This window comes from Skermanella pratensis (assembly GCF_008843145.1).
Classification (GTDB): Bacteria; Pseudomonadota; Alphaproteobacteria; order Azospirillales; family Azospirillaceae; genus Skermanella; species Skermanella pratensis.
On the sequence record NZ_CP030265.1, the window covers coordinates 1,624,505 to 1,648,545 of the forward strand.

A 24,041-nucleotide genomic window follows, 5' to 3' on the forward strand; every position below is an offset into this window, starting at 1 on the left:
GAGCGCTCTATACGGCCAGATGTAGCGATCCCGGGCGGCTCCGTAAACCGCGACCCGCCGGTCCACAGCCGATTTCCGGAAGTTTATCCCTTCCGGCTGTCACGGAAAGGGACCGGCCGGAGAGCCGGCCAGAGAGGACCGGCCGGAGAGCCGGCCAGAGAGGACCGGCCGGAGAGCCGGCCAGAGAGGACCGGCCGGAGAGCCGGCCAGAGAGAAGGACAAAACGGATGAGAAAGTTCCTGATCGGCCTTGCGCTGGTTGCCGTCGTCCTGGTGGCGGTGGTGGTCGCCGTGCCGTTCCTCGTTCCGGTGGAACAGTACAAGGGACGCATAGAGGCCGAGGTCGCCCAGCGTACCGGCCGCGAGTTCCGGATCCAGGGGCCGATGTCGCTCTCCCTGCTGCCCACCCTGGCAATCGAGATGAACGACGTCTCGTTCGCCGGCCCGCCGGGCGCACGGACGCCGGAGATGGTCCGCCTCGGCCGGCTCGAACTTGAATTGAAGCCGTGGCCGCTGCTGCGGGGGGAGGTCCAGGTCGACACGCTGGTCCTGCGGGAGCCGAGGATCGCCCTCGAAGTGGATGCCCAGGGCCGCCCCAACTGGGTGCTCGACCAGCCCCCGGCGGCGGATCAACCGGAGCCAGCGCCGGAAGGGCCGGGCGACGGGCAGGAGCAGGCCGCCGGATTGCCCGACCTCCGGTTCGGCGAGGTCGAGCTGGTGGACGGTCAGGTCAGCTACTTCGACGCCCGTACCCAGGCGCTGCACGAGGTCACCGACGTCGATGCCACCCTTGTGGCGCCCGACCTCGCCCAGCCGGCCGACCTCAAGGGCCGTCTGGTCTTTCGCGACCGGCCCGTGACGGTCGAGACCCGCATCGACCAGCCGCGGGTCCTGATCGAGACCGGTGCCTCCAGGTTGGCGGCGGCGGTCAACGGCGGCCTGCTGTCGATCCGGTTCGACGGTGCGCTGGAGCGGGCCGCGGCGGGACCCGGCGCTACCGGCACGCTGGATCTCCGTGTGCCGGAACTGCGCCAGCTTGCCATCTGGGCGACCGGAAAGGACCCGGGCGACCTTCCTGTCCAGTCGGCTTCGGTGGCCGGCGGGCTGGCGGCGAACGGCGACCGCATCGCCCTGACCGGCGGCACCTACAAGGCGGGTGACATGGAGGCGACCGGCAACGTCGCGGTCGCGCTTGCGGGAGCGCGTCCGAAGATCGAGGGCGTGCTGAGCGTGGCCCGGCTCAACCTGGACCGTTATCTGAATCAGCCCGGTGCCGCCGGGAGCCCGGCGCCCCCGCAGCCGGCTCCGGCGGCACCGGCTCCGGCGCCCTCTCCCGCCGGGGACGCGGGGTGGAGCACCCGTCCGATCGACTTCAGCGCCCTGCGCACGATAGACGCCGACCTCAAGGTTGCCCTGGCCGGGCTGACCGTGAAGGGAGTCGATGTCGGGGCTTCGGACATGGCGCTGACGCTGGACGGCGGGAAACTCAGGACCGTGCTGGGCGAGACCGCCCTGTTCGACGGAACGGTATCCGGCCAGGTGAACGCCGACGCCTCCGCCGCGGTGCCCGCGCTGGCGCTCGATCTCCGTGTCAACGGCGTCCAGGCGGAGCCGGTACTGTCCCGGTTCGCCGATTTCAACCGGCTGGCCGGGACCGCTCGGGCCGTCGCCTCGCTGAAGACGACCGGCGCGAGCGAACGGGCCATGGTCGAAGGGCTCAACGGACAGGGTTCGGTCACCTTCACCGACGGCGCGATCAAGGGCATCAACCTGGCCGCCATGGTGCGGAACGCGACCGCCGCCTTCCAAGGCCAGCCGGTCGGGAACGAGCCGCAGCAGACCGACTTCGCCGAACTGGGAGGCAACTTCACCGTCCAGAACGGCGTGGTGCGGAACGACGACCTCCGCCTGCTGGCGCCGCTGCTCCGGCTGGATGGCCGCGGCACCGTGGCGCTGCCGCCGAAGACGATCGACTACCGGCTGCAGCCGCGGCTGGTCGGGACGATCGAGGGGCAGGGCGGCACCCGCGACATTACCGGCATCGCGGTGCCCGTCCTGGTGCGCGGCAGCCTGACCGACCCGAGCTTCGCGCCCGATCTCGCCGGTCTCGCCGAGGAGGCGCTGCGCAATCCCGAGGCGATCCGCGAGCAGGTCGAGGCCTTGCGGGGCAAGAAGCCGGACGAGGCGGTCAAGGGCCTTATCGAGGGGCTGACCGGCGGCCAGAACGCGGCTCCCGGCCAGGGATCGAGCAATCCGGCACAGCAGTTGCGGGGCCTGTTTGGTCGATGACCTGTTTGACGCGGCGCCCGAGTTGATTTGAGAGGACGAATGATTGCCGCCATGATGGGCCTGCTGGCCTGCCAACTGGCGGGTGAGCTGCTGGCCCGCCTGCTCAACCTTCCAGTACCGGGTCCCGTGCTCGGGACGATCCTGCTGTTCCTGGTCCTGGTGGCCCGGGGCCGGATTCCGGACACCCTGCGCGACGTTTCGAGAACCTTGCTGGCCAACCTGTCCCTGCTGTTCGTTCCGGCCGGGGTCGGCATCATCCAGCATCTCGACCGTCTGCGCGGCGAGTGGCTCGGGATCGCCACGGCGGTGTTCGGCAGCACCGTGCTGACCATGGTGGTCGCGGTTCTGGTCTTCCGCGGCGTCTCGCGCCTGACCGGGGCCGACGCGGCGGCATCGGACGAGGGGCGGGCATGATCACGGACGTCATCGAACCGGCGATCCAGGATGTCTGGGTTTATCTGACCGCCCGCCCGCTGGTCTGGCTGACGGTGACCATCGCCGCCTATCTGATCGGCCAGTGGCTTTTCGATCGGGCCGGCCGCCGGCCGCTGGTCAATCCCGTCGCGATCGCGGTGGTCTTGCTGGTGGCGTTGCTGATGGTGACCGGGACGGATTACCAGACCTACTTCGACGGGGCCCAGTTCGTTCATTTCCTGCTGGGGCCGGCCACGGTGGCCCTCGCCGTGCCGCTGTTCCAGAACTTCGCCCAGGTTCGGCGCGCGGCCCTTCCGATGCTGGCGGCACTGGTGGCGGGGTCGGTCACGGCGATCCTGTCGGCGGTCGGCCTCGCGATGCTGTTCGGCGTCAGCCTGGAGACCTCGCGCTCGCTCGCCTCCAAGTCGGTCACCATGCCGATCGCCATGGGCATCACCGAGCAGATCGGCGGGATCCCGTCGCTGACAGCCGTCGTGGTGATGATCACGGGCATCATCGGGGCCATGGTCGTGACGCCCCTGATGGACCTGCTCCGGATTGGCGACTGGCGCGCGCGCGGCTTCGCGGTGGGTGTGGCGAGCCACGGGATCGGCACGGCCCGGGCCTTCCAGGTCAACGAGATCGCCGGCACCTTCGCCGGCATCGCCATGGCGCTCAACGGCATCGCGACCGCGATCATGGTCCCGCTGCTGATCGTCCTGCTCGACTGAGCCATTTTTGTGCTGCGTGCTCCTCGGTTTTGCCTCCAAACTGGGCTTGGCGAAATAGAATCCGGCTGAGGCCGTCCGGTTTAGGGAGGAATGCGTGGATACTCCGCAGGCCCGCAATACTGCGCCCCCCGTGGCGCCGCTGGTCGTCGTCCTGGAGGGCGGTTTCGGCAGCTATGACAGGGAACGTGACGTCCTGCGGCCGTTCGGCGCCACCCTGGTGGAGCGGTCCTGCCGCGGCGACCGGGATCTCCTGCACGGCGCGATTCGCCTGGCCGACGCGGTGCTGGTGCGCGAATGTCCGCTCGACCGCGCCGCCTTCGAGTCGATGGAAAGGTGCCGGATCGTCGTCCGCTACGGCGTGGCGCTCGACACGATCGACCTGGCTGCCGCGGCAGAGCGTCGCATTCCGGTCGCCAACGTGCCCGAGTTCGGGGTGGACGAAGTCAGCAACCATGCGCTCGGCCTGCTGCTGTCAGTGGCGCGGCGCATTCCGGCGCGCGACCGGGACGTGCGGTCCGGCCGGTGGAACGTGGCGCGGGCCGAGCCGATGCACCGGCTCGCCGGCGGCACGCTTGGGTTGATCGGCTATGGCAGGATCGGGGCTGTTTTTCATCGCAAGGCCGCCCCCCTGGGTTTCGCCCGGACGCTGGTCCACGATCCCGCCCTGGGGGAGGCGCCGGAAGGCACCGAACTGGTCTCGCTCGGCCAACTCTGCCTGGAAGCCGACGTGATCTCGCTGCATGCAAGCCTTGCAGCGGGGTCGCGCCACCTGATCAGCCGCGCCATGATCGGCCTGATGAAGCCCACCACCATCCTGCTCAACACGGCCCGCGGCGGCCTGATCGACGAGGCGGCGCTGGTCGAGGCCCTGTTGGAGCGCCGGCTGTTCGGGCCGGGCTGGACGTTTTCGAACGGGAGCCGCCGGGAGCCGACAACCTGCTGATGCAGGTTCCGGGGGTCGTCATGACCGATCATACCGCCTGGTATTCCGAGCAGTCGGTCGCCGACCTCCAGCGTTCCGCCGCCGAGGAGATCGCCCGGGTGTTCGGCGGCGCGAAGCCGCTCAACTGGGTCAATCCCTGGCAGGAGCACGCCTGACGCCGCCGGTCCGGCCGTCACGCAACCGGGTTGCACGTTGTCCTGCGCTGGGCGACCATCGCGCCGGTTTCGTCCACGGGGAGCGGTCATGGCGGACTTACGGGGCGATGGGGCGTCGAGCGACCTGGAAGTCGTCGATCACCTGATGAACGCGATGATGGCCCAGGCCACGGGAGGCGTATCGCCGGCCGCGGTGATGCTGGCCTGGATGGACTGGGGGCTTCATCTGGCCTCTTCGCCGGCCAAGCAGATCGCCCTCGGGCAGAAGGCCGTCAGCAGCATCGCGCACTGGGGCGACTATGTCGCCGGCGCCGCGGCCGGGCGCAACCCGCCGCCCGTCGCCGAGCCCCATGGGGCGGACCGGCGCTTTGCCGCCCGGGAATGGAGCTTCTGGCCGTTCAACGCCATGGTGCAGGGCTTCCTGCTGACCGAGGAGTGGTGGGACGCCGCCACGAAGGGCGTCTCGGGGGTCAGCCGGCGCCACGAGAACCAGGTGAACTTCATGGCGCGCCAGTGGCTGGACCGGCGCGCGCCGTCGAACTTCCTGCCGACCAACCCCGAGGTGCTGGCCTGCACCGTGCTCGAGTCGGGGGAAAACCTCGTCCGGGGAGCCCGCAATCTGGTCGAGGACATCCAGCGCCAGATCGGCGGCGATCCGCCGGTCGGGACGGAGCGCTACCGCGTCGGGCGCGACATCGCGGCGACGCCCGGCCGGGTGGTTTTCCGCAACCACCTGATCGAACTGATCCGGTACGATCCGGCGACGCCGCAGGTTCGGGCCGAGCCGCTGCTGATCGTGCCGGCCTGGATCATGAAGTACTACATCCTCGACCTGTCGCCCGAGAATTCGCTGGTCCGGTACCTGGTCGCGCAGGGGCATACCGTCTTCATGGTGTCCTGGCGCAATCCGACCGAGGAGGACCGTGAACTCGGAATGGACGCCTACCGCACCGACGGCGTCATGGCCGCGCTGGACGCGATCGGGGGACTCCTGCCGGGACGGCGCATCCATGCCTGCGGGTATTGCCTGGGCGGTACCATGCTCGCGATCGCCGCCTCGGCCATGGCGCGCGACGGCGACGACCGGCTCGCGTCGGTGACCCTGCTCGCCGCCCAGACCGACTTCACGGAAGCCGGCGAGCTGACCGTCTTCATCGACGACAGCCAGATTGCCTATCTGGAGCACATGATGTGGGTCCGGGGATTCCTGGACACCACGCGCATGGCAGGGGCGTTCCAGCTCCTGCGGTCCACCGACCTGATCTGGTCGCGCCAGGTGGAACAGTATCTCAAGGGCCGCCGGGAACCGGCCAACGACCTGGTCGCCTGGAACGCCGACCAGACCCGCATGCCTTACCGCATGCATGCGGAGTACCTGCGCAGCCTGTTCCTGGAGAACCAGCTGATGGGCGGCCGCTTCCTGGTAGACGGGCGGCCGGTATCGCTGAGCGACATCCGCGCCCCGATCTTCGCGGTCGGCACCACGCGCGACCACATCGCTCCCTGGCGGTCGGTCTACAAGATCAATCTGCCGACCGACACGACGGTGACCTTCGTGCTGACCACCGGCGGCCACAATGCCGGCATCGTCAGCGAACCGGGCCATCGCGGGCGCGGCTACCAGATCGCCACCCGGCGGCCGGAGGACCGCTACGTCGATCCCGACGCCTGGGTCGAGTCGGCGCCCCGCCGGGAAGGGTCCTGGTGGCCCGCCTGGTCCGGATGGCTGGTGGAGCACGGCACGCCCGACGCGGAACCTCCGCCCCCCGTGGCCGATGGGCTGGGACCCGCGCCGGGAACCTACGTCTTCCAGAAGTGACGGCGAGGGCACGCCGAACCGGCAAGCCGCGGCTCGGGAAATATCGCCAATGGCTTAGCGAATCTTAACCAGAAAGGCCTAATGCTTCGGGTCCACCGGACTGAGTCGAACGGACCCGATGAACGATATCCTGAACCGGCAGCTGCTCAGCGTCACCGGACTCGTGCAACTGGAGAAACGCATCCGGCACGCGGCGACGCCGGAAGAGTTCGGCTTCCTCGTCGTCAACGAAACCCATGCCCTGGTGCGCTACCGCCAGGCGATCCTGTGGCGAAGGACCGTCGGCGGCGACGGCAAGGTGACTGCGGTGTCCGGCCTGGCGCTGCCGGACGCCAACGCCCCCTTCCTGGTCTGGCTGTGCAAGCTGCTGAAGCACCTGGATTCCAGACCGGAGTCCGGCGGCGCCATCGAGGCGGCCGACGCCTCCCTGGTGCCGGCTCAGCTCGGGCAGGACTGGGGCGAGTGGTTGCCGCCCCATGCCCTGAGGATTCCCCTAGACGGCATCGGCGGCCAGCGGCTGGGCTGCCTGCTGCTGGTACGGGACGAACCCTGGACCGACCACGACCGCCATCTCATGGCCTATCTGGGCGATGCCTACGCGCATTCCTGGGCGGCTCTGCTGGACCGGCACAGGGGCCGCAGCGCCGGCTGGCTGGGCCGGCGCAAAGGGCGATTGGGCTTGGCCGCCCTGGTGCTCGCCGCCGGGCTCGCCTGGGTGCCCGTCCGCCAGTCCGCCCTGGCCCCGGCGGAAGTCATCCCGAGGGAGCCGGTGGTCGTGCGGGCGCCGATCGACGGGGTGATCGACCGGTTCGAAGTGCGGCCGAACGAGATGGTCGCCGAAGGGCAGTTGCTGCTGGCGCTCGACCCCGCCCGGCTTCAGAACCGGCTGGATGTCGCCCGCAAGTCGCACGAGGTCGGCGAGGCCGAGTACCGGCAGGCCGCGCAGCAGGCGGTGTTCGACCCGCGCAGCAAGGCCAACCTGGCGATCCTCCAGGGACGCATGGAGCAGAACGCGGCGGAGGTGGCCTATCTGGAAGGCCTGCTGGACCGCATCGAGGTCAGGGCGCCACGCCCCGGCATCGCGATCTTCGACGACGTCAACGACTGGATCGGCAAGCCGGTGTCGATCGGGGAACGCATCCTGGTCGTCGCCGACCCGGGCGAGGTCGAGCTTGAGATCCACCTGCCGGTCGGCGACGCCATCGCGCTGGAGCAGGGATCGGAGGTCACCCTGTTCCTCAACGTCGATCCGCAGCACCCTATCGCCGGCACGCTGGATTTCGCCAGCTATCAGGCCAGCCCGACGCCGGAAGGCGCGCTCGCCTATCGCCTGAAGGCCGGTCTGTCCGCCGATGCCGCCCGGCCCCGCATCGGCATGAAGGGCATCGCGAAGGTCCATGGCGAGGAGACGACGCTGTTCTATTACATCATGCGCCGCCCCCTGGCGGCGCTGCGCCAGCGGCTGGGCCTGTGACCGCCGCCGTCGGCCTTGGCGGGGGGCAGCAGCCGGCCCGCCTGCTGCCGCTGCGGGACGAGCTGACCCTCCATGCCGGACCGCGGACCCGGGACGGCGCGCCGACCTGGACGCTGCACGACCCCGCCAACAACCGATTCTTCCGGATCGGGTGGCTGGAATTCGAGATCCTGTCGCGCTGGGGCTCGGGCGACATGGAGGCGATCGCCTCCGATATCCGGCGCCGAACCACGCTCGACGTCTCGGTCGACCATGTCGAGACGGTCGCCCGCTTCCTGATGGCGAGCAACCTGCTGCAGGCGCGGGGCGAGCAGGCGATCGAACGGCTGGTCCGGCAGGCGGCGTCGGTCCGCATGGGACCGGCCAAGTGGCTCCTGAAGAACTACCTGTTCGTCCGAATCCCGCTGGTTCGCCCGGACCGGTTCCTGAAGGCGGCGTTGCCGCTGGTCGCGTGGATGTTCACAAGGGGCTTCCTGGCGGCGGTTCTGGCGGCGGCGCTGGCCGGCGGATATCTCGTGCTGCGCCAGTGGGACGCTTTCCTCGGCACCTTCCCGCACTTCTTCTCCCTGGAGGGGGCCGTTCTCGCCGCGGTCGCGCTGAGCGGCGCCAAGATCCTGCACGAATTGGGACATGCCTTCACCGCGCGCCGGTTCGGCTGCCGGGTGCCGACCATGGGGGTCGCCTTCCTGGTGCTTTGGCCGGTGCTGTACACCGACACCAGCGAAGCCTGGAAGCTGCCGTCGCGGCACCGCCGACTCGCGATCGGTGCCGCCGGCATGGCGGCGGAACTGGCGCTGGCGGCTGCGGCGACCCTGGCCTGGAGCTTCCTTCCGGACGGCCCGGTGCGGAGCGCCGCCTTCCTGCTGGCCACGAGCACCTGGCTGCTGACCCTTGCGATCAACCTGAATCCCTTCATGCGTTTCGACGGCTATTATCTGCTGTCGGACTATCTGGACATCGCCAACCTCCAGGACCGCTCCTTTGCGCTGGCCCGGTGGCACCTGCGGGAGATGCTATTCGGTTTGGGCGATCCCGTGCCGGAGCGCTGGCCCCGTCACAAGCGGCGGGTCCTGCTGGTCTATGCCTACTGCACCTGGATCTACCGGTTCTTCCTGTTCCTCGGCATAGCGCTGCTTGTCTATCACCTGTTCTTCAAGCTGCTCGGCATCTTCCTGATGGTGGTCGAGCTGGTCTGGTTCATCGCCCGGCCGATCTGGGGCGAGCTCAAGGAGTGGGGAATGAGGCGGGATCGAGTCCGCTTGAACCGGCACGGCTTGGCGACGCTGCTGGCGCTGGGCTGCATCGTGGCGCTGGTGCTGGTCCCTTGGCGGAGCGCCGTGCCGGCTTCCGCGATCCTGCGCGCGGAACATCAGCTCAAGCTGTTCGCTCCCCGCGCCGCCCTGCTGGAGGAGGTGCGGGTCCGGTCCGGGCAGAGCGTCGCGGCGGGGGAGGTGCTGTTCACGTTCCGATCGCCCGATCTGGAGCATGAACTGGCCCAGGCCGAGCGGCGCGCCGAGCTGTCCCGCTGGCAGGTCCAGTTCCAGGGCATGAGCCGGGACCTGCTGGAGCGCAACCAGGTTTCCTGGCGGGAGCTGGAAGGCGCGCTGGCGCAGGCGGCGGGCTACAGGAGCGAACTGGCGCGGCTGCTGGTCACGGCGCCCATGGACGGCAGGGTGGTGGAACTGGCCGACCCGCTCCGGCCGGGCGAATGGCTGACGGCCGGCACGCCCCTGGCGACGGTGATCGATCCCGCGTCGGCCATCGTCGAAGCCTATGTCGCCGAGGCGGACCTGGCCCGGATCGCCGTGGGAGCGCCGGGCATCTTCCACCCCGACGATTTCGGCCTGCCGTCGGTGCCGGGCACCGTCGTCGCGATCGACGACGGCAGCAGCCGGACCCTGCCGGAGCCTGTGCTGGCGTCGATCCATGGCGGCGACGTGGCGGTGCGCGACATCCGCGGCGCCGGGGACTCCCTGATCCCGGAAAGCCCGGTCTATCGCGTCCTGATCCGTCCGGATGCCGGACTCTCCGCGCCGGACCAAGTCGTGCGCGGTCGAATCCTGTTGCAGGGCGAGCGCGAGAGCGTGATCGCCCGGACTTGGCGGTTCGCGGTCGGCGTGCTGATCCGGGAGAGCGGCTTCTGAAGCCGTGCGGCGGAGTTCTCAGGGTTTTGGCTTGAGCGCCGGGATCGGCGGCTTCGCCGACACGGAGGCCGATACCTTTCCCACGCCGGCCAACGCGGGCTTCGTCGCGGGCCGGGGAATCTGCGGCCCCGCCGCAACGGCCGGGGGCGAAGCGGGAGCAGGCGCCGCGGGCGACGCCAGGGATGCCGCGGGGACGGCTGGAAGTGACAGCGGCAGCGACACGGGCAATGCTGGTGGTGCGGCCTGGCTGGCCGGCGGGGGAGGGGAGGGGATCCCGGCCGCTTCCAGGTGAGTCATCCAGCTTCGCCGCGTGGCCGGGCGCCTGACCGGGCCGACACCGACCGAAACCAGTTCCGCGTCGGTGAAGACCTGGGCCAGCAGGGCTTCGGCCCGGCGCTGACTGACCGGCGGCATGCCGCGCCAGAGTCTCTGCGCATCGCTCGCCGCCGTTGCGGAACCGCCCAGGGCGGCGGCCGTGTACCAGCGCAGCGCCGTGGGCGGATCCCATCTGACGCCGACCCCCCGGTCGTACAGCCGGCCCGCGACTTCTGCCGCTTCCGTATCGCCCGAGCCGGCTTTCGCCAGGAGGGCGTCGACCGCGGAGTTCGGGACCGTCCCGGTCTCCATGGCGTCGAGAACGGCCACGGTTTCGGCGGCCCGTGCCGAGGCGGGAATCGGGGCAAGCAGGGGAACCGCCGGAATGATGAGCGAAAGCACGACGGAAATAGAGCGCCAGCGCGAGGGGTTGGGCATCTTCAGGATCCAGGCGTGCGGAGTGGAAACGTGCAGCCGCAGGATAGCCGAACTGTTTTGAGAGTTGGTTAATCCTCCAGGCCGCGCTTCTTGCCGGCCGTCCAGGAACCTATCCGTCCGCTCCGGGGTTGGGGTTGCAAAAAACCTTTCCATGCAGACTTCGGAGATCCGCCATGCGTACGCCCGTCACCCTTGCCGCCGCCTGCTTCCTGGCCTTCACCGTACCGGCCTGGGCACAGCAGGCGACCAGCCCCGCGACCCACGAGGACATGCCGGCGCAGGAAGGGCCGCTGGCGACCAACAACGAGGTCGAAAGCCTGATCGGCACGGATGCTGTGGCGGCCGACGGCCGCAAGGTCGGCACGATAGAGAACCTGCTGATCGCGCCCGACGGGCGTATCGACTACGTCGTCCTGGAATGGGGCGGGGTGGCCGGCCTCGGGGAGCGGCAGGTCGCCGTCCCCTGGAACGAGGTCGTACTGAGCGACGACAACAGCCTGGCCGTGATCGACAAGACCCAGGCACAACTCGAGGAGATGCAGCGGTACGATCCGGACGTGCCGGCCGCGGCCGGCATCGAGTCGAATATCCGCCCGCTGCGCTGAGGCGCTTTCCGGCGACGATACCTTCGGCTTGCGTCTTCGGCTTGCGGGGGGGCCCGGCTTACAGGGTCCCCGGCACCCGGTAACCCGCCCGGGCGCGTTCCTCAAGCTCCTCGTTGTAGACGATCCGCTTGCCGATCGGCCACAGCGAGATGATCGCCAGCTTCAGGTGAGCCCAGGCGAACGGGATCCCGATAATGGTCAGCGCCAATGCTATGGCGGTCAGCACATGGCCCAGCGCCAGCCACCAGCCGGCGAGCAGGAACCAGATCAGGTTTCCGACGAAGCCGAGCGGGCTGGTGCCCAGGTCTTCCCGGCCGTCCCACTCGTCGCGGGAAACGGCGGTGCGTCCGAACGGCATCAGGGTATAGCTGGCGATGTTGAACGCCGAACGTGCCCAGGGCAGGCCGATGATCGTGATCGCCATGATCAACGCGGCGAACAGCCAGGCCGCAGCCATCCAGATGCCGCCCGTGACGATCCACAGGATGTTCAGGATAAGGCTGACAGGGTTCATGAAATCTCTCCTTTGCCGCAGATATGGGGAGAATTCAGGACGTTTCCATGGCTTGACACCCCCTGTTGCAAACGGGTCCCTACGACGAAAGATCGGCGGCAATAAGGTCGTAAGATGGTTGCTTCGGCGAACGAAACGGCCTATTGCTCTGTTTATCCGTGCATGGAACGACGGCTTCGGCTGCCGTGTCCGCACTCTACCCTGGAGTTTCGCGTGAGCGACAACGGTCCGACTAGCTAGGCGGCCGGGCGTTTTCTCATCGTCCGTCCGCCTCTGAAAAGAGAATTGAAAGGATGTGACGATGACGCGCAACCTCGCTGTCGAGTTTCGGATTGCGGCCAACACCCTGCGCCGCCTCACCGGCAACCCCGATCCCCGCAAAGCTGCCCGCGCCCAGGAGATCCTGGCCGACAAGGGCCTGTTCCGTGAGTTCGTCGACCAGCGGCACCGCGCGCTTCGCACCCGCGCCGATGCCGCCGCGGAGGGCGACAGTAGCCGCTTGATCCGGTTGGCCGCCTGACACGAGCATCCTGGTTTCAGGTCTCAGGACCGGCAGGGCGGGCACCGATCGGCGTCCGCCCGGCCCTTCGCCTCTCAATCGACCAGCTTCAGCCCTATGATGCCGGCGACGATCATCCCCAGGGAGGCCAATCGTCCGGCCGTCGCCGGCTCGCCGAACAGCACGATGCCGAGCACGGCGGTACCGAAGGCCCCGATACCCGTCCAGACCGCGTAGGCGGTACCGATCGGCAGCGTCTTCAACGCATAGGCCAGCAGGACCATGCTGGCGGCCATGGCGGCCACGGTCCAGAGGCTCGGCCACAGGCGCGAGAAGCCTTCCGTATATTTGAGTCCGATCGCCCAGCCGGTCTCCAACAGTCCGGCAACGAACAGGATGACCCACGCCATCGTCTTTCCTTCTTCCTTTTCCATGTTTCGGCGAAGGCCGCCGACCTTCACCGTAGCGGATAGGACTTCGCCGTCCTAATCTGCGGCACGATCGCAGCAACGGATCCACCATGAAGATATTCGGCATCGCCGGCTGGAGCGGCAGCGGCAAGACAACGCTCATGGTCCGTCTCTTGCCCGAACTGATCGCCCTGGGCCTGCGCGTTTCCACCATGAAGCACGCCCATCACGCGTTCGACGTCGACCAGCCGGGCAAGGACTCCTTCAACCACCGCCAAGCTGGGGCTTCCGAGGTGTTGATCACGTCGGCCAACCGCTGGGCCCTGATGCACGAGAATCGAGGGGAACCGGAGCCTTCGATCGAGGAGCTTGTCCGGCACATGACGCCGGTCGATCTTCTGCTCATCGAGGGCTTCAAGCGCTCGCCGCACTCCAAGCTGGAAGTGTTCCGCCGCGCTACCGGCAAGCCGCTGCTGGCGCTTGAGGATCCGTCCGTCGTTGCGGTCGCCTGCGACGGTCCCGTCCCCGAAGTGACCATCCCCGTGCTCGATCTCAACCAGCCCGCCGCGATAGCCCGCTTCCTAGTGACGCAGTGCAGCATAGGGTCTCGCAACAACGCAGCCGATACGGGTAATTAGCACCGGAGGGGTCGATTGTTTCTCTTCTGAAACCGATTGATTCCCCGCCGGACAAACGTATCATTACGTGTCGAGTTCGGTTTTGCCGCCGCTTGGTTGTGGCGCGCGGGTTTGCTGCGCGTGTTGCATGAGGAGATGCTGATGACGACCCTGTCTGACGTCGGGCACGAGGAGGACGGAAGTCCCGGCGCTCCGATGGCGGACGACTCGGCTTCGTCGGTCGGCTTCCAGGGGCTTTTGACGCCGCGCACGGCCCTCCATGAAACTCCGCTTTACGCGATCCTGGACTTGGCGGGGGACGCCTTCGTAGTGATCGACGAGTCCTTCCGGATCGTCCTGTTCAACCGGGCGGCGGAACGGATTTTCCAGTACGACACCGCCGACGTGATCGGGCGATCGGTCCACATGCTGCTGCCGGAGCGCTACAGGTCCCAGCACGGCCGGCAGATGGGTGAATTCCGGTTTCATTCCGACGGCTCCAGGCTGATGGGCGAGCGTCGGCAGATCTGCGGGATGCGGCGCGACGGGACCGAGTTCCCGGCCGAAGCCTCGATCGCCTGGGTCAGCCTGGACGGCGGCGGAGCCTATGTCGTCGTCCTGCGCGACATCACGGAGCGGACCCGCGCCGAACAGCAGACCGCGCGGTTCGGCCGCATCATCGAGCAGTCGATCAACGAGATATTCGTCTTCAATGCCGAGAACCATCGATTCGTGCTGGTCAACCGGCAGGCGCGCGAGAATCTGGGCTACTCGGCCGAAGAGATGATGCGCATGACGCCGATGGACCTGAAGTTCGAGTTCGGCGAGGAGGCTTTCGCCGAACTGCTCCGTCCGCTCCAGGACGGCACCATGGACGAGGTCTGCTACGAGACCTTCCACCAGCGCCTCGACGGCTCGACCTACCAGGTCGAGGTAAGGGTTCAACTGCTGCGCAACGAGACGCCGCCCGTCTTCGTCGCGATCGCCCGCGACATCACCGAACGTTCCCATTTCGAGACGCTGATCCGGCGCCAGTCGCTCTACGACACCCTGACCCTGCTGCCCAACCGGACCCTGTTCACCGAACGGCTGTCCATCGCCGCGGAGGAGCGCCGGCAGGATGGCGGACACGGCGGGCTACTGCTTATCGACCTGCTGGGATTCCGCATGGTGATCGACAGCATGGGCCGCGCCGCCGGCGACCAGGCGATCCTGGAGGCTGCCCGGCGGCTGGCCGGTTGCCTGCGGTCCACCGACACGCTGGCCCGGCTGGAGGCGTCGGAATTCGGGGTGCTCGCCCCCTCCATCGACCAGTCCGCCCGCATCGGCGTGCTGGCCGACCGGATCGTGGCGGCCTTCGAAGCTCCCGTCGAACTGGATGGGATCGAGGTAAAGCTTTCTCCCGCCCTCGGGATCACAACCTTTCCCGGCGACGGAGTCGATTCCGACATTCTGATGCGCAACGCCGACGCCGCGCTGTGGAGCGCCCGCGAGGCGGAGCCGCCGCACAAATGCTTCTACACATCCGATCTCGATGCCGAGGTGAATACCCGGATCGCCATCAAGTCGGGCCTGGCCCGCGCGCTCGATAGGGGCGAGTTCTCGCTGGTGTTCCAACCCAAGGTCGATCTCAAGAGCTGGACGGTTTGCGGGTGCGAGGCCCTGCTGCGCTGGCGCAGCACCGAACTCGGCAATGTCTCGCCGGCCTCCTTCGTCCCGGTCCTGGAGGAGACGGGACTGATCATTCCCGTCGGCGAATGGGTCCTGGAAACCGCCTGCCGCCAGTGCCGGTTGCTGATCGACCGGGGGTTCTCGAAGATCCGCATGGCGATCAACCTGTCGGTCCGTCAGATCCGGCCCTCGTTTCCAGCCACCCTTATCGACATCCTGGAGCGGACCGGGCTGAAGCCCGACGACATCGAGCTGGAGATCACGGAAAGTGTCGTGATGAAGGACAGCGTCGAGGTCGTCCAGCTTCTCCAGGAACTGGCCGACATGGGAGTCCATCTGGCGCTCGATGATTTCGGCACCGGCTACTCCTCGCTCAGCTATCTGAAGCTGATGCCGCTGGAGACCATCAAGATCGACCGCTCCCTGATCACCGACATCGCCACAGGCGCCGAAGACGCGGAGATCGTGCGCGCGGTGATCGACATGGGTCATTCCATGTCCCGGCGGATCGTCGCCGAGGGGGTCGAGACCGAACAGCAGCTGGCGCATCTGCGCCGCCTGGGCTGCGACGAGATCCAGGGCTACCTCTTCAGCCGGCCGATCGCCGGCCCAGACCTGATGAAGCTGCTCGCCGGGTACTCCACCTATGCCTAAAGGCCGAGAGCATCCGCCGTGGAGCACCCGCTTGCATAATTTTACCGATCGTTATATGTCATCCGAGCAAGACAGAACTGTTCGGATGAGGGATGCTGAATGGCGAGGAGCCACCCGATCAAGGTACTCTGTGTCGACGACAATGTGATAATCGTCATGGCGACGCAGGCGACCATCGACGCTACGGCGGACATGAACTGCGTCGGTTGCCTGTACTCCGCCGATGAACTTCTCGATACGGTCGCCGAACTCCGTCCCGACGCCGTCCTGCTCGATCTCACCATGCCGGGCAAGGAACCGCTGGCCGCCCTGCGTGAGCTGACCGATGCCCATCCGGAGGTGCCGGTGATCGTCTTCAGCGGCCTGAGCGAGCGCGCTGCCGTGGAAAGCGCTTTCGCCGCGGGGGCCCGGCGTTACCTGACGAAGGGAGGCGACGGCAGGCCCGTCCTGGAGGCGATTCGCGCCGTCGCCTCGGCGTCCCATCCCGCATTGGGCATCGCCAGCTGAGTCTACTCGGCCGGTACGTCTTCCTTCGGTTTGGCGTGCTGCAGCTCCAATTCCTGGATGCGCCGGCGAATCCGGCCGATCGGCTGAAGACGACGCGCCAGCAGGCTGTAGAGCAGGGGCGTGCCGAACAGCGACAGCAGCGACCCGACCGAGACGCCGCCGACGATCACCAAGCCGATCGCCATCCGGCTCTCCGCGCCGGCGCCCTCCGCCATGGCGAGCGGCACCGCGCCGAACACCGTGGCGATGCTGGTCATCAGGATCGGGCGCAGCCGGGTCGCGGCGGCCTCCCGGATCGCCACGTCCATGGCCCTGCCCTCGTCGCGCATCTGGTTGGCGAATTCGACGATCAGGATGGCGTTCTTGGCGATCAGGCCGATCAGCATTACCAGCCCGATCTGGGTGTAGATGTTCAGCGTCATGGCGGTCGCGACGATCGCCGCCAGGCCGCCGAACAGGGCCAGCGGCACCGTCAGCATGACGATGGAGGGCAGGGTGAAGCTTTCGAACTGGGCAGCCAGCACCAGGAAGGCGATCAGCAAGGCCATGCCGAACGCGAAATAGATCGCGGCGCTTGATTCCTGAAGCTCGCGCGCCGAGCCGTCGAAGCTCAGCCTCACTTGCCCCGGCAGCACCTCGGCCGCCGCCCTCCGCACCACGTCGATGGCGGTGCCCATGGCGATGCCTTCCAGGTTGGCCGTGACCGTGATCGCGCGCAGCCGGTCGACCCGGCCCAGCTCGCTGGGGCCGGCGACGTCCCGGACGGTCACGACGCTGGAGAGCGGCACCAGCTTTTCCGATGATCCGGCGCGCAGGAAGATGTTCGACAGGTCGCGCGGGTCGGCGCGGTCGCTGGCCGTGGCCTGGACCATCACGTCGTATTCCTCGCCGCGGTCGGTGAAGCGGGTGACGGCGCGTCCGCCGACCAGCGTCTCCAGGGTTTCGCCGATGTCCCGCGTGCCGAGCCCCAGGTCGGCGGCGCGGTCGCGGTCAACCGTGACGCGGAGCTGCGGCTTGGTCTCGTCGTAGTTCGCCTGGATCGTGCCGAATCCGGGCTCGTCGCGCAGACGCTCTATCAGCAGATCTCGCCAAACCGCCAGTTCCTCGTAGCTGCTGCCGCCCAGGACCATCTGCACCTGGTTGAGCGCGCCGCTCCGCGCGATGCCGCCTCCCGCGAAGGCGGCGACGCGGGCGCCCGGCACCGCCTGCAGCTTGCCGCGCAGTTCCGCCATCAGCTCCGCCTGCGACCGGACGCGCCGGTCCCAGGGCGCCAGCCGGACCTGGATCGTCGCCCGGTTGACGCCGGTCTGGCCGCCCCAGCCGGGGTTGAGGATCGCCAGCACGCTTGCGATCTCCCCGCTTTCCCGGTAGGGCGCCAGGATACCCTCCACCGCGCCCATCTCCCGCCGGGTATAGTCCTGGCTGGCGCCTTCCGGCGCCGTCACCGTGATGCGGAAACTGCCGCGGTCTTCCGGCGGGGTGAACTCCTGCGGCACCAGGGTGAACAGGTACCAGGTCGCGCCGGTCAGCGCGCCGAGCAGCGCCAGCATCAGAACGGGTGCGGCCAGCACGCCGTCGAGGAGCCTGGAGTAGACCCGGGTCATGCCGTCGAAGAACCGCTCGGTGAGGCGGAACACCACCCCGCCGTGTTGGCCGCGAAGCACCTGCGAGCACATCATCGGCGTCAGCGTCAGCGCCACCAACGCCGAGAAGGCGACCGCGGCTCCGAGCGTGACCGCGAATTCCTTGAAGAAGCGGCCGACCGTATCCTGCAGAAGGACGAGCGGGAAGATCACCGCGATCAGCACCGCCGTGGTCGCGATCACCGCGAAGCCGATCTGCCCGGCGCCGCGGTAGGCCGCCAGCAGCGGCGGCTCGCCCAGGTCGATCCGGCGGCTGACATTCTCGACCACGATGATCGCGTCGTCGACCACCAGCCCGATCGCGAGCACCAGAGCCAGCAGGGTCAGCACGTTGATCGAATAGCCGAGCGCCGCCAGCACGGTGAAGGCGGCGACGATCGACACCGGGATGGCGACGGCCGGGATGACCGTGGCGCGCAGGTCGCGGAGGAACACCCAGGTGACCAGGACCACCAGGCCCAGCGCGATCGTCAGCGCGTGGAACACCTGGTAGATCGACTCTGCGATGAACACGCTCTCGTCGAACGAGACGTCGATCGCCGCGTCGGCGGGCAGGGTTGTGCCGACCTGCCGGAGCAGCGCCTTGACGCCTTCCGCCACATCCATCGTGTTGGCGGTCGCCTGCTTGGTGACGCCCAGGCCGACTGCCGCGCGCGCATTGACGGTGTAGTCCCCGCGGTCGTCGCGGGTCCCCAGCTCGATCCGCGCCACGTCGCCCAGCCGGATGAAGTTCCCGCTCCGCTGGGAAATGACGATGCGGGAGAACTGCTCGGCCCGAGACAGCCTGGTGTCGGTGCGGACGGTGAACTCGCGCTGTGCCGACTCGATGCGGCCGGCCGGCAGCTCCGCGTTCTCCCGGCGGAGCGCGGTCTCGACGTCCTGGACGGTCAGGTTGCGCGCCGCCAGCGCGTTGCGGTCCAGCCAGACCCGCATCGCGTAGATCCGCTGCCCGCTGATCCGCACGTCGGCGACGCCCGGGACGGCGGTGATCCGGTCGACCAGGACGCGCCGGGCATAGTCGGTCAGCTCCAGCCGGCTGAGCTGTTCGCTGGTCAGGGTCGCCCACAGGATCGGCGAGCTGTCGCTGTCCACCTTGGCGATGACGGGAGCGTCGGCTTCGTCCGGCAGGCTGCGGGCGGCGCGCGAGACGCGGTCCCGCACGTCGTTGGCGGCTCCCTCGATGTCGCGGGTCAGCAGGAACTCGATCCGGACGTTGGACGACCCTTCGCGGCTGGTCGAGCGGATCGTCTTGATCCCCTCGACGCCGCTGACGGCGCCTTCCATCATCTGGGTGATCTGGGTCTCGATCACCTCGGCCGACGCGCCCTCGTAATTGGTGCTGATCGAGACGACCGGCGGATCGACGCTGGGATACTCGCGCACCGGGAGCTTGGTGAAGGCGAAGATGCCGAAGACCACCAGCAGGGCGTTGAGCACGACGGCGAGCACCGGGCGCTGGATCGAGATGTCGGAAAGCACCATGGCTCAGCTCCCGGCAGCCGGACGCCCGGCGGAGGGGGGCTCCTGTTCCGCCTCCACCGGGGCGCCGTCGCGTACCCGCTGGGTGCCGCGGACGACGACCAGCTCGCCGGCGTTCACGCCCTCCACGACCTCGACCATGCCGTCGTGGCGCTGGCCGATCGTGACGGCCCGGCGCCGGGCGCGGCCGTCGGTCACGACGAAGACGAACTGGCGCTCGCCCAGCGGGACCAGCGCCTCCTCCGCGATCAGCACGGCCCCGGCGCGGGACGACAGGGTCAGGCCGACATTCATGAACATGCCGGGCCGCAGGCGCAGCTGGTCGTTGGGCAGGGCCGCCACCACCTCGACCGCCCGGGTCACGGGATCGACCCGCGTGTCGATGACGGTGACCACGCCGGTGAAGATCTCGCCGGGAAAGGCCGGGCTCCTGGCGGACACGGCGAGCCCCGGCCGGAGCGCGGCCAGCGCCGCCTCCGGCACGCGGAAGTCCAGCTTCACCGTCCGAATGTCGTCGAGCGTCGTGATCGCCGTCCCGCTCGTCACCAGCGCGCCGGGACTGACCCGGCGCAGGCCGGTCTGCCCGGCGAAGGGTGCCGTCACGACAAGCTCCTGGAGCCGGGCGCGCGCGCCGCGCGCCGCGGCGTCCGCCCGGTCCAGGGCCGCGGTCAGCTCGTCCACTCGGGCCTCCGCGACGGCCTGCCGGGTCAGCAGGGTGCGGGAGCGCTCCAGAAGCTGCCGGGCATTGCGCCGGTCGGCTTCGGCGACGGCGAGCTGGGCGCGGGCCTCCGCATCGTCCAGTTCGATCAGGACCGATCCCCGCTCGACCCACTGGCCCTCGTCGAACCGGATCGCGCGGATGATGCCGGTCTGCTTGGAATTCACCGTGACCGCCTCGTTGGCGCGCAGCGTGCCGACCGCCTCGGCCACGGTCGCGATCTCCCCGATCCGGGCGGGCGCCGCGACCACGTTGACCGGCCGGGCGGCCCGGTCGGGCGCCGCCGCCTGCGGTGCGTTCCGGTGCAGAGCAGGGGTGCCGTACCAGACGCCCGCGGCGCCGCCGCCCAGCCCCGCGATCAGGAGAATCTGCCAGATCAGTCGCATGGTATCCTGGTCCGTTCGTACCGGGCCGGTGGAGGTTGGATTGTTGGAGGCTGCAGCAGGAACAATCGAAAAAAGGGCCTGTTGTCCGGTTCCCGCCGGGACAGGCTGCCGTCCCGATCGGATCGCGAAAGCTCGATATTTCTTGCAACAATAGCAGGTTCGCCCTGTCCATGGACCACAATCTTGACGCGGACCTCGCCCCTGGCCATGACGCGCGCTTGTTCGGCAACCTGGAACTCGAACTCGACCGGCCGGGACGTCGAACCGTCGCAGGTGCGCCCGAGGGCCTGGACGGGATGATTCTGGGCGATCTGGCGCGGCGCGCGGACTCCGCCGGCCTTCTCCACATCGTCCGCGACCACCGCCGGTTGCTGCGGCTGCGCCGCGCCCTGGCCTTCTTCGCGCCTGGTTTGGAGGTGTTCCCGCTGCTGAGCTGGGACTGCGGACCCTATGAGCGGCGCTCCCCCTCCGCGGCGGTCGCCGCCCGGCGGGTCGACACCTTGCTGAAACTGGGCCGGCCGGCCGGCGGGCCGAGGCTGATCCTGGCGACGGCCGCAGCTTTCCTGCGCCGGCTCCCGCCGCAGGGCGTGCTCGAGGCATCGACCTTCCGGGCGGCCCTGGAGGACGATATCGAGGAGCCTCTGCGGCGTTTCCTGCTGCGGAACGGATACTCGCCGGCCGAAGCGGTCCGGGAAGCCGGCGATTTCCTGTGGGACGACGACCGGGTGGAGATCCTTCCGCCCGGCCAGCGGGCACCGATCACGCTGGAACTTCTGAACGGCACCCTGGACGCGGTCCGGCGTGGCGGTGCCGGCGGTCAGGAGCTGGAGCGGCTGGAACTGCCGCCCCTGTCCGAGGTGGTCCTGACCGACGAGAGCATCGCCCGCTTCCAGACGAACTACCAGGAGCAGTTCGGGCGGGTCGAGGGAGTCGATCCCCTGTTCGAGGCGGTCGGGCAGGGCAGGCGGCTCACCGGAATGGAGCACTGGCTGCCGCTGTTCTACGGCGGCACCGAAACCCTGTGCGAATACCTTCCGGGCTGCCCCGTCACCCTGGACGACGGGGTGGAATCCTACCGCGACGATTATCTGGAGCAGGTCGCCGACGCTTTCCAGGCGCGCAAGGCGATGGGCACGATCGAGGAGAAGGTCCATCTGCCGGCCTTCCACCCGCTGCCGCCCGAGCAGGTTTTCGTAGATGCGGAAGCCTGGGACGTTTGCCTGGAACCCCGTGCGGTCCTCGTGTTCCGCGCGGCGCCGCCGCAGCCGGGAGAGGACGTTCTGGACGCCGGGGGCCGTCCCGGTCCACGCTTCCACGACGACGAGGGCGCACAGAATCTGGCCCGGCATGTCCGCGGTCTCCGCGCCGGCGACGCACGGGTCCTGTTCGCCGTCGAGCGCGACGTCCAGCATGCGCCGCTGAGACGGCGGATCGGGATGCCGGAGATGCCTACGGCGGAGACATGGGACGAAACCGGCGCCGGCGATGCGGCGGTGGCGACCCTGCCGGTGCCGGCCGGCTTCGAGGTCGGCGGCATCCGCGTCATCGCGCGGGCCGACATCATCGGATCCGATCGACGCCGGACCGGCGGAACCGCCGATGCCGGGCGCGACGCCCTGCTTCCCGACGTGCCGCCGATCGCCCTGGGCGACTTGGTGGTCCATGCCGATCACGGCGTGGCCCTGTGCGAAGGGTTGGAGACGATCGACGCCGGCGGCGCGCCTCACGACTGCCTGCGCCTGGTCTACCGCCAGGGCGACAAGCTGTTCGTCCCGGTCGAGAACGTCGACCTGCTGTGGCGGTTCGGCACGCCCGGAGAGACGATCCAGCTGGACAAGCTGGGTGGTACCGCCTGGCCCAACCGTCTGGAGCGGATGCGCGAGACCCTGCGCGACGCGGCGCGCGAATTGATCGCCACGGCGGCGAAGCGGTCGCTCGCCAAGGTCGATCCGATCGTGCCGGACCCTGCCGCCTACCGCCGGTTCAGCGGCCGGTTCCCCTACACCGAGACGGAAGATCAGCAGACGGCGATCGACGACGTGCTGGCTGACCTCGCGTCGGGCAAGGTGATGGACCGGCTGGTGGTCGGCGACGTCGGATTCGGCAAGACCGAGATCGCGTTGCGCGCGGCCTTCGCGGTGGCGGCCGCCGGCCGGCAGGTCGCGGTGGTGGCACCGACCACGCCGCTCGCCAGGCAGCATGCCGACGAGTTCCGCGAGCGTTTCGCCAGTTTCGGGATGGAGATCGTGGAGCTGACCGGCGGCACCGCCGCGGACGAGGCGAAGGCTGCCCGGCAGCGGATCGCCGGCGGGCATGCCCGCATCGCGGTCGGCACCCAGGCCCTGTTGAGCGAGTCCGTCCGGTTCAGGGACCTCGGCCTGCTGGTCCTGGACGAGGAGCAGCGGCTCGGCGTCAAGCAGAAGGAGCGCCTGAAGAACATCGCCGAGGGCGTCCATGTCCTGACCATGACGGCGACCCCGATCCCTCGCACGCTCCAGCTCGCGCTAGGCGGGCTTCGCGACCTCAGCCTGATCGGCACGGCCCCCGTGGAACGTCAGCCGGTCCGTACCCGCGTCCTGACCTACGACGGCGATATCATCCGCCAGGCGCTCCTGCGCGAGCGGGAGCGCGGCGGCCAGAGCTTCTACGTCTGTCCCCGCCTCGCCGACCTCGACCTGGTGGGCGAGCGGCTGGGTGCCCTGGTTCCCGACCTTCGGGTGCTACGCGCCCACGGCAAAATGGCGCCCGAGGAGCTCGACGACGCGATCACCGCCTTCGTGCGCGGCGGTGCCGATATCCTGCTGGCGACCAACATCATCGAGGCCGGGCTGAACATCCCCAACGCCAACACGCTGGTCGTCCACCGGGCCGACATGTTCGGCCTGGCGCAGCTCCACCAACTCCGCGGCCGGGTCGGGCGCGGCAGCACCAGGGCCTATGCCTGGATGACCGTGGAGTCGGAAGCCGACCTTTCGGAAGCGGCGCGCGGCCGCCTGGACGCCATCGCCATGCTGACCGATCCGGGGGCCGGGTTCAACGTCGCCAGCCAGGACCTGGAACTGCGCGGCGGCGGCAACCTGCTGGGCGAGGAGCAGTCCGGCAGCATCCGGGCCGTCGGGGTCGACCTGTTCCAGGAGATGCTCAGGCAGGCGGTCGAGGCGGTCCAGGGCGGCAAGGAGCCGGAGGAGTTCTGGACGCCCCGGATCTCGCTCGGCATGCCCGTGCTGATCCCCGAAACCTACGTCGCCGATCTGGACGAGCGCATGGCGCTCTATCGCTCCATCGCGGCGCTCGAGACGGCCGAAGCGGCCAGCGCCTTCATGGAGGATCTCGCGCGGCGCCACGGCCCGATCCCGCCGGAGGTCGGTACCCTGTTCGGCCTCGGCGAACTGAAGCGCCTGTGCCGGGATGCCGGGGTCGAACAGCTCGACGTCGGGCCGCGCGGCGCCCTGATCATGTTCCGGCGCGAGCCTGAGGGGTTGAAGATGTTCCTCAGGCGCAACGAAGGCGCCCGGCACCGCGACGACGGCAGCCTGGTCGTTCCGCTGGCGGAGAATTCTTCGGCACGGCTCGACGCGGCCCGAAGGCTGCTGCGCGACTTGGCCGGCGGGTAAAGC

At 68.8% G+C, this 24,041-nt stretch carries 19 protein-coding genes; 14 read left to right on the top strand and 5 right to left on the bottom strand.

Features of this window, described 5'->3' with window-relative positions; translation table 11 throughout:
- Nucleotides 1–227 precede the first annotated feature (227 nt).
- The 8 genes from DPR14_RS07405 (at nucleotide 228) to DPR14_RS07435 (ending at nucleotide 9,968) form a co-directional block, all read left to right on the top strand.
- Nucleotides 228–2,288: an AsmA family protein gene (locus tag DPR14_RS07405; protein WP_192499336.1), complete on the top strand. Its 2,061-nt coding sequence runs from the start codon at nucleotides 228–230 to the stop codon at nucleotides 2,286–2,288.
- A gap of 39 nt (nucleotides 2,289–2,327) precedes the next feature.
- Entirely contained in the window at nucleotides 2,328–2,702 is a 375-nt protein-coding gene (locus DPR14_RS07410; RefSeq protein ID WP_158044577.1) for a CidA/LrgA family protein, read from the top strand.
- Nucleotides 2,699–3,433, top strand: coding sequence for an LrgB family protein (locus DPR14_RS07415; protein ID WP_158044578.1), 735 nt, complete (start codon nucleotides 2,699–2,701; stop codon nucleotides 3,431–3,433). Before DPR14_RS07410 ends, DPR14_RS07415 begins: the two co-directional genes overlap by 4 nt.
- Before the next feature lie 94 nt (nucleotides 3,434–3,527).
- Entirely contained in the window at nucleotides 3,528–4,376 is an 849-nt protein-coding gene (locus tag DPR14_RS07420) for a C-terminal binding protein (RefSeq protein WP_211103943.1), read from the top strand.
- Nucleotides 4,377–4,396: 20 nt separating this feature from the next.
- Entirely contained in the window at nucleotides 4,397–4,531 is a 135-nt protein-coding gene (locus tag DPR14_RS28665) for a hypothetical protein (protein WP_281352696.1), read from the top strand.
- A gap of 88 nt (nucleotides 4,532–4,619) precedes the next feature.
- Nucleotides 4,620–6,350: a PHA/PHB synthase family protein gene (locus DPR14_RS07425; protein ID WP_158044579.1), complete on the top strand. Its 1,731-nt coding sequence runs from the start codon at nucleotides 4,620–4,622 to the stop codon at nucleotides 6,348–6,350.
- 118 nt (nucleotides 6,351–6,468) lie between these two features.
- On the top strand, nucleotides 6,469–7,824 hold the full coding sequence (locus DPR14_RS07430; protein ID WP_158044580.1) for an efflux RND transporter periplasmic adaptor subunit: 1,356 nt from the start codon (nucleotides 6,469–6,471) through the stop codon (nucleotides 7,822–7,824).
- The gene (locus tag DPR14_RS07435) at nucleotides 7,821–9,968 is read left to right on the top strand and encodes a site-2 protease family protein (protein WP_158044581.1); all 2,148 of its coding nucleotides are present in this window, start codon (nucleotides 7,821–7,823) and stop codon (nucleotides 9,966–9,968) included. Before DPR14_RS07430 ends, DPR14_RS07435 begins: the two co-directional genes overlap by 4 nt.
- 18 nt (nucleotides 9,969–9,986) lie before the next feature.
- Here the strand turns inward: DPR14_RS07435 and DPR14_RS07440 are convergent, their stop codons facing one another.
- Nucleotides 9,987–10,721 carry an SEL1-like repeat protein gene (locus DPR14_RS07440; RefSeq protein WP_158044582.1) on the bottom strand — a complete coding sequence of 245 codons (735 nt, stop codon included), beginning with the start codon at nucleotides 10,719–10,721 and terminating at the stop codon, nucleotides 9,987–9,989.
- 173 nt (nucleotides 10,722–10,894) lie between these two features.
- On the opposite strand from DPR14_RS07440, the gene DPR14_RS07445 reads away from it, so the two are divergent.
- Nucleotides 10,895–11,326 carry a PRC-barrel domain-containing protein gene (locus DPR14_RS07445; RefSeq protein WP_158044583.1) on the top strand — a complete coding sequence of 144 codons (432 nt, stop codon included), beginning with the start codon at nucleotides 10,895–10,897 and terminating at the stop codon, nucleotides 11,324–11,326.
- A gap of 58 nt (nucleotides 11,327–11,384) precedes the next feature.
- Here DPR14_RS07445 and DPR14_RS07450 read toward each other — a convergent pair whose 3' ends face one another.
- Nucleotides 11,385–11,840 carry a YccF domain-containing protein gene (locus tag DPR14_RS07450; protein ID WP_158044584.1) on the bottom strand — a complete coding sequence of 152 codons (456 nt, stop codon included), beginning with the start codon at nucleotides 11,838–11,840 and terminating at the stop codon, nucleotides 11,385–11,387.
- 301 nt (nucleotides 11,841–12,141) lie between these two features.
- Here DPR14_RS07450 and DPR14_RS07455 point away from each other — a divergent pair, with 301 nt between their 5' ends.
- Nucleotides 12,142–12,360, top strand: coding sequence for a hypothetical protein (locus DPR14_RS07455; RefSeq protein WP_158044585.1), 219 nt, complete (start codon nucleotides 12,142–12,144; stop codon nucleotides 12,358–12,360).
- Nucleotides 12,361–12,434: 74 nt separating this feature from the next.
- On the opposite strand, the gene sugE is transcribed toward DPR14_RS07455, so the two are convergent.
- Entirely contained in the window at nucleotides 12,435–12,749 is a 315-nt protein-coding gene (gene sugE / locus DPR14_RS07460; protein WP_158044586.1) for a quaternary ammonium compound efflux SMR transporter SugE, read from the bottom strand.
- Between the two features lie 110 nt (nucleotides 12,750–12,859).
- Here sugE and mobB point away from each other — a divergent pair, with 110 nt between their 5' ends.
- The 3 genes from mobB to DPR14_RS07475 all read left to right on the top strand — a co-directional run bounded on the left by mobB (nucleotide 12,860) and on the right by DPR14_RS07475 (nucleotide 16,198).
- Nucleotides 12,860–13,387: a molybdopterin-guanine dinucleotide biosynthesis protein B gene (mobB, locus tag DPR14_RS07465; protein WP_158044587.1), complete on the top strand. Its 528-nt coding sequence runs from the start codon at nucleotides 12,860–12,862 to the stop codon at nucleotides 13,385–13,387.
- Between the two features lie 141 nt (nucleotides 13,388–13,528).
- A complete protein-coding gene (locus DPR14_RS07470) occupies nucleotides 13,529–15,691 on the top strand; it encodes a putative bifunctional diguanylate cyclase/phosphodiesterase (RefSeq protein WP_192499337.1) in 2,163 nt (720 codons plus the stop codon).
- 156 nt (nucleotides 15,692–15,847) lie between these two features.
- Nucleotides 15,848–16,198: a response regulator gene (locus DPR14_RS07475; RefSeq protein ID WP_192499338.1), complete on the top strand. Its 351-nt coding sequence runs from the start codon at nucleotides 15,848–15,850 to the stop codon at nucleotides 16,196–16,198.
- 2 nt (nucleotides 16,199–16,200) lie between these two features.
- Here the strand turns inward: DPR14_RS07475 and DPR14_RS07480 are convergent, their stop codons facing one another.
- A complete protein-coding gene (locus DPR14_RS07480) occupies nucleotides 16,201–19,323 on the bottom strand; it encodes an efflux RND transporter permease subunit (RefSeq protein WP_158044590.1) in 3,123 nt (1,040 codons plus the stop codon).
- Between the two features lie 3 nt (nucleotides 19,324–19,326).
- Nucleotides 19,327–20,424, bottom strand: coding sequence for an efflux RND transporter periplasmic adaptor subunit (locus DPR14_RS07485; protein WP_158044591.1), 1,098 nt, complete (start codon nucleotides 20,422–20,424; stop codon nucleotides 19,327–19,329).
- A 170-nt stretch (nucleotides 20,425–20,594) separates the two neighbouring features.
- Here DPR14_RS07485 and DPR14_RS07490 point away from each other — a divergent pair, with 170 nt between their 5' ends.
- A complete protein-coding gene (locus tag DPR14_RS07490) occupies nucleotides 20,595–24,038 on the top strand; it encodes a transcription-repair coupling factor (protein WP_158044592.1) in 3,444 nt (1,147 codons plus the stop codon).
- Nucleotides 24,039–24,041: the final 3 nt, after the last annotated feature.

What these genes read in the sequence shown, in the direction of transcription:
- DPR14_RS07485 (WP_158044591.1), bottom strand. Translation starts at nt 20,424, where the DNA reads ATGCGACTGATCTGGCAGATTCTCCTGATCGCGGGGCTGGGCGGCGGC.
- DPR14_RS07450 (WP_158044584.1), bottom strand. Translation starts at nt 11,840, where the DNA reads ATGAACCCTGTCAGCCTTATCCTGAACATCCTGTGGATCGTCACGGGC.
- DPR14_RS07425 (WP_158044579.1), top strand. Translation starts at nt 4,620, where the DNA reads ATGGCGGACTTACGGGGCGATGGGGCGTCGAGCGACCTGGAAGTCGTC.
- DPR14_RS07445 (WP_158044583.1), top strand. Translation starts at nt 10,895, where the DNA reads ATGCGTACGCCCGTCACCCTTGCCGCCGCCTGCTTCCTGGCCTTCACC.
- sugE (WP_158044586.1), bottom strand. Translation starts at nt 12,749, where the DNA reads ATGGCGTGGGTCATCCTGTTCGTTGCCGGACTGTTGGAGACCGGCTGG.
- mobB (WP_158044587.1), top strand. Translation starts at nt 12,860, where the DNA reads ATGAAGATATTCGGCATCGCCGGCTGGAGCGGCAGCGGCAAGACAACG.
- DPR14_RS07410 (WP_158044577.1), top strand. Translation starts at nt 2,328, where the DNA reads ATGATTGCCGCCATGATGGGCCTGCTGGCCTGCCAACTGGCGGGTGAG.
- DPR14_RS07405 (WP_192499336.1), top strand. Translation starts at nt 228, where the DNA reads ATGAGAAAGTTCCTGATCGGCCTTGCGCTGGTTGCCGTCGTCCTGGTG.
- DPR14_RS07415 (WP_158044578.1), top strand. Translation starts at nt 2,699, where the DNA reads ATGATCACGGACGTCATCGAACCGGCGATCCAGGATGTCTGGGTTTAT.
- DPR14_RS07430 (WP_158044580.1), top strand. Translation starts at nt 6,469, where the DNA reads ATGAACGATATCCTGAACCGGCAGCTGCTCAGCGTCACCGGACTCGTG.
- DPR14_RS07455 (WP_158044585.1), top strand. Translation starts at nt 12,142, where the DNA reads ATGACGCGCAACCTCGCTGTCGAGTTTCGGATTGCGGCCAACACCCTG.
- DPR14_RS28665 (WP_281352696.1), top strand. Translation starts at nt 4,397, where the DNA reads ATGACCGATCATACCGCCTGGTATTCCGAGCAGTCGGTCGCCGACCTC.
- DPR14_RS07440 (WP_158044582.1), bottom strand. Translation starts at nt 10,721, where the DNA reads ATGCCCAACCCCTCGCGCTGGCGCTCTATTTCCGTCGTGCTTTCGCTC.
- DPR14_RS07470 (WP_192499337.1), top strand. Translation starts at nt 13,529, where the DNA reads ATGACGACCCTGTCTGACGTCGGGCACGAGGAGGACGGAAGTCCCGGC.
- DPR14_RS07490 (WP_158044592.1), top strand. Translation starts at nt 20,595, where the DNA reads ATGGACCACAATCTTGACGCGGACCTCGCCCCTGGCCATGACGCGCGC.
- DPR14_RS07480 (WP_158044590.1), bottom strand. Translation starts at nt 19,323, where the DNA reads ATGGTGCTTTCCGACATCTCGATCCAGCGCCCGGTGCTCGCCGTCGTG.
- DPR14_RS07475 (WP_192499338.1), top strand. Translation starts at nt 15,848, where the DNA reads ATGGCGACGCAGGCGACCATCGACGCTACGGCGGACATGAACTGCGTC.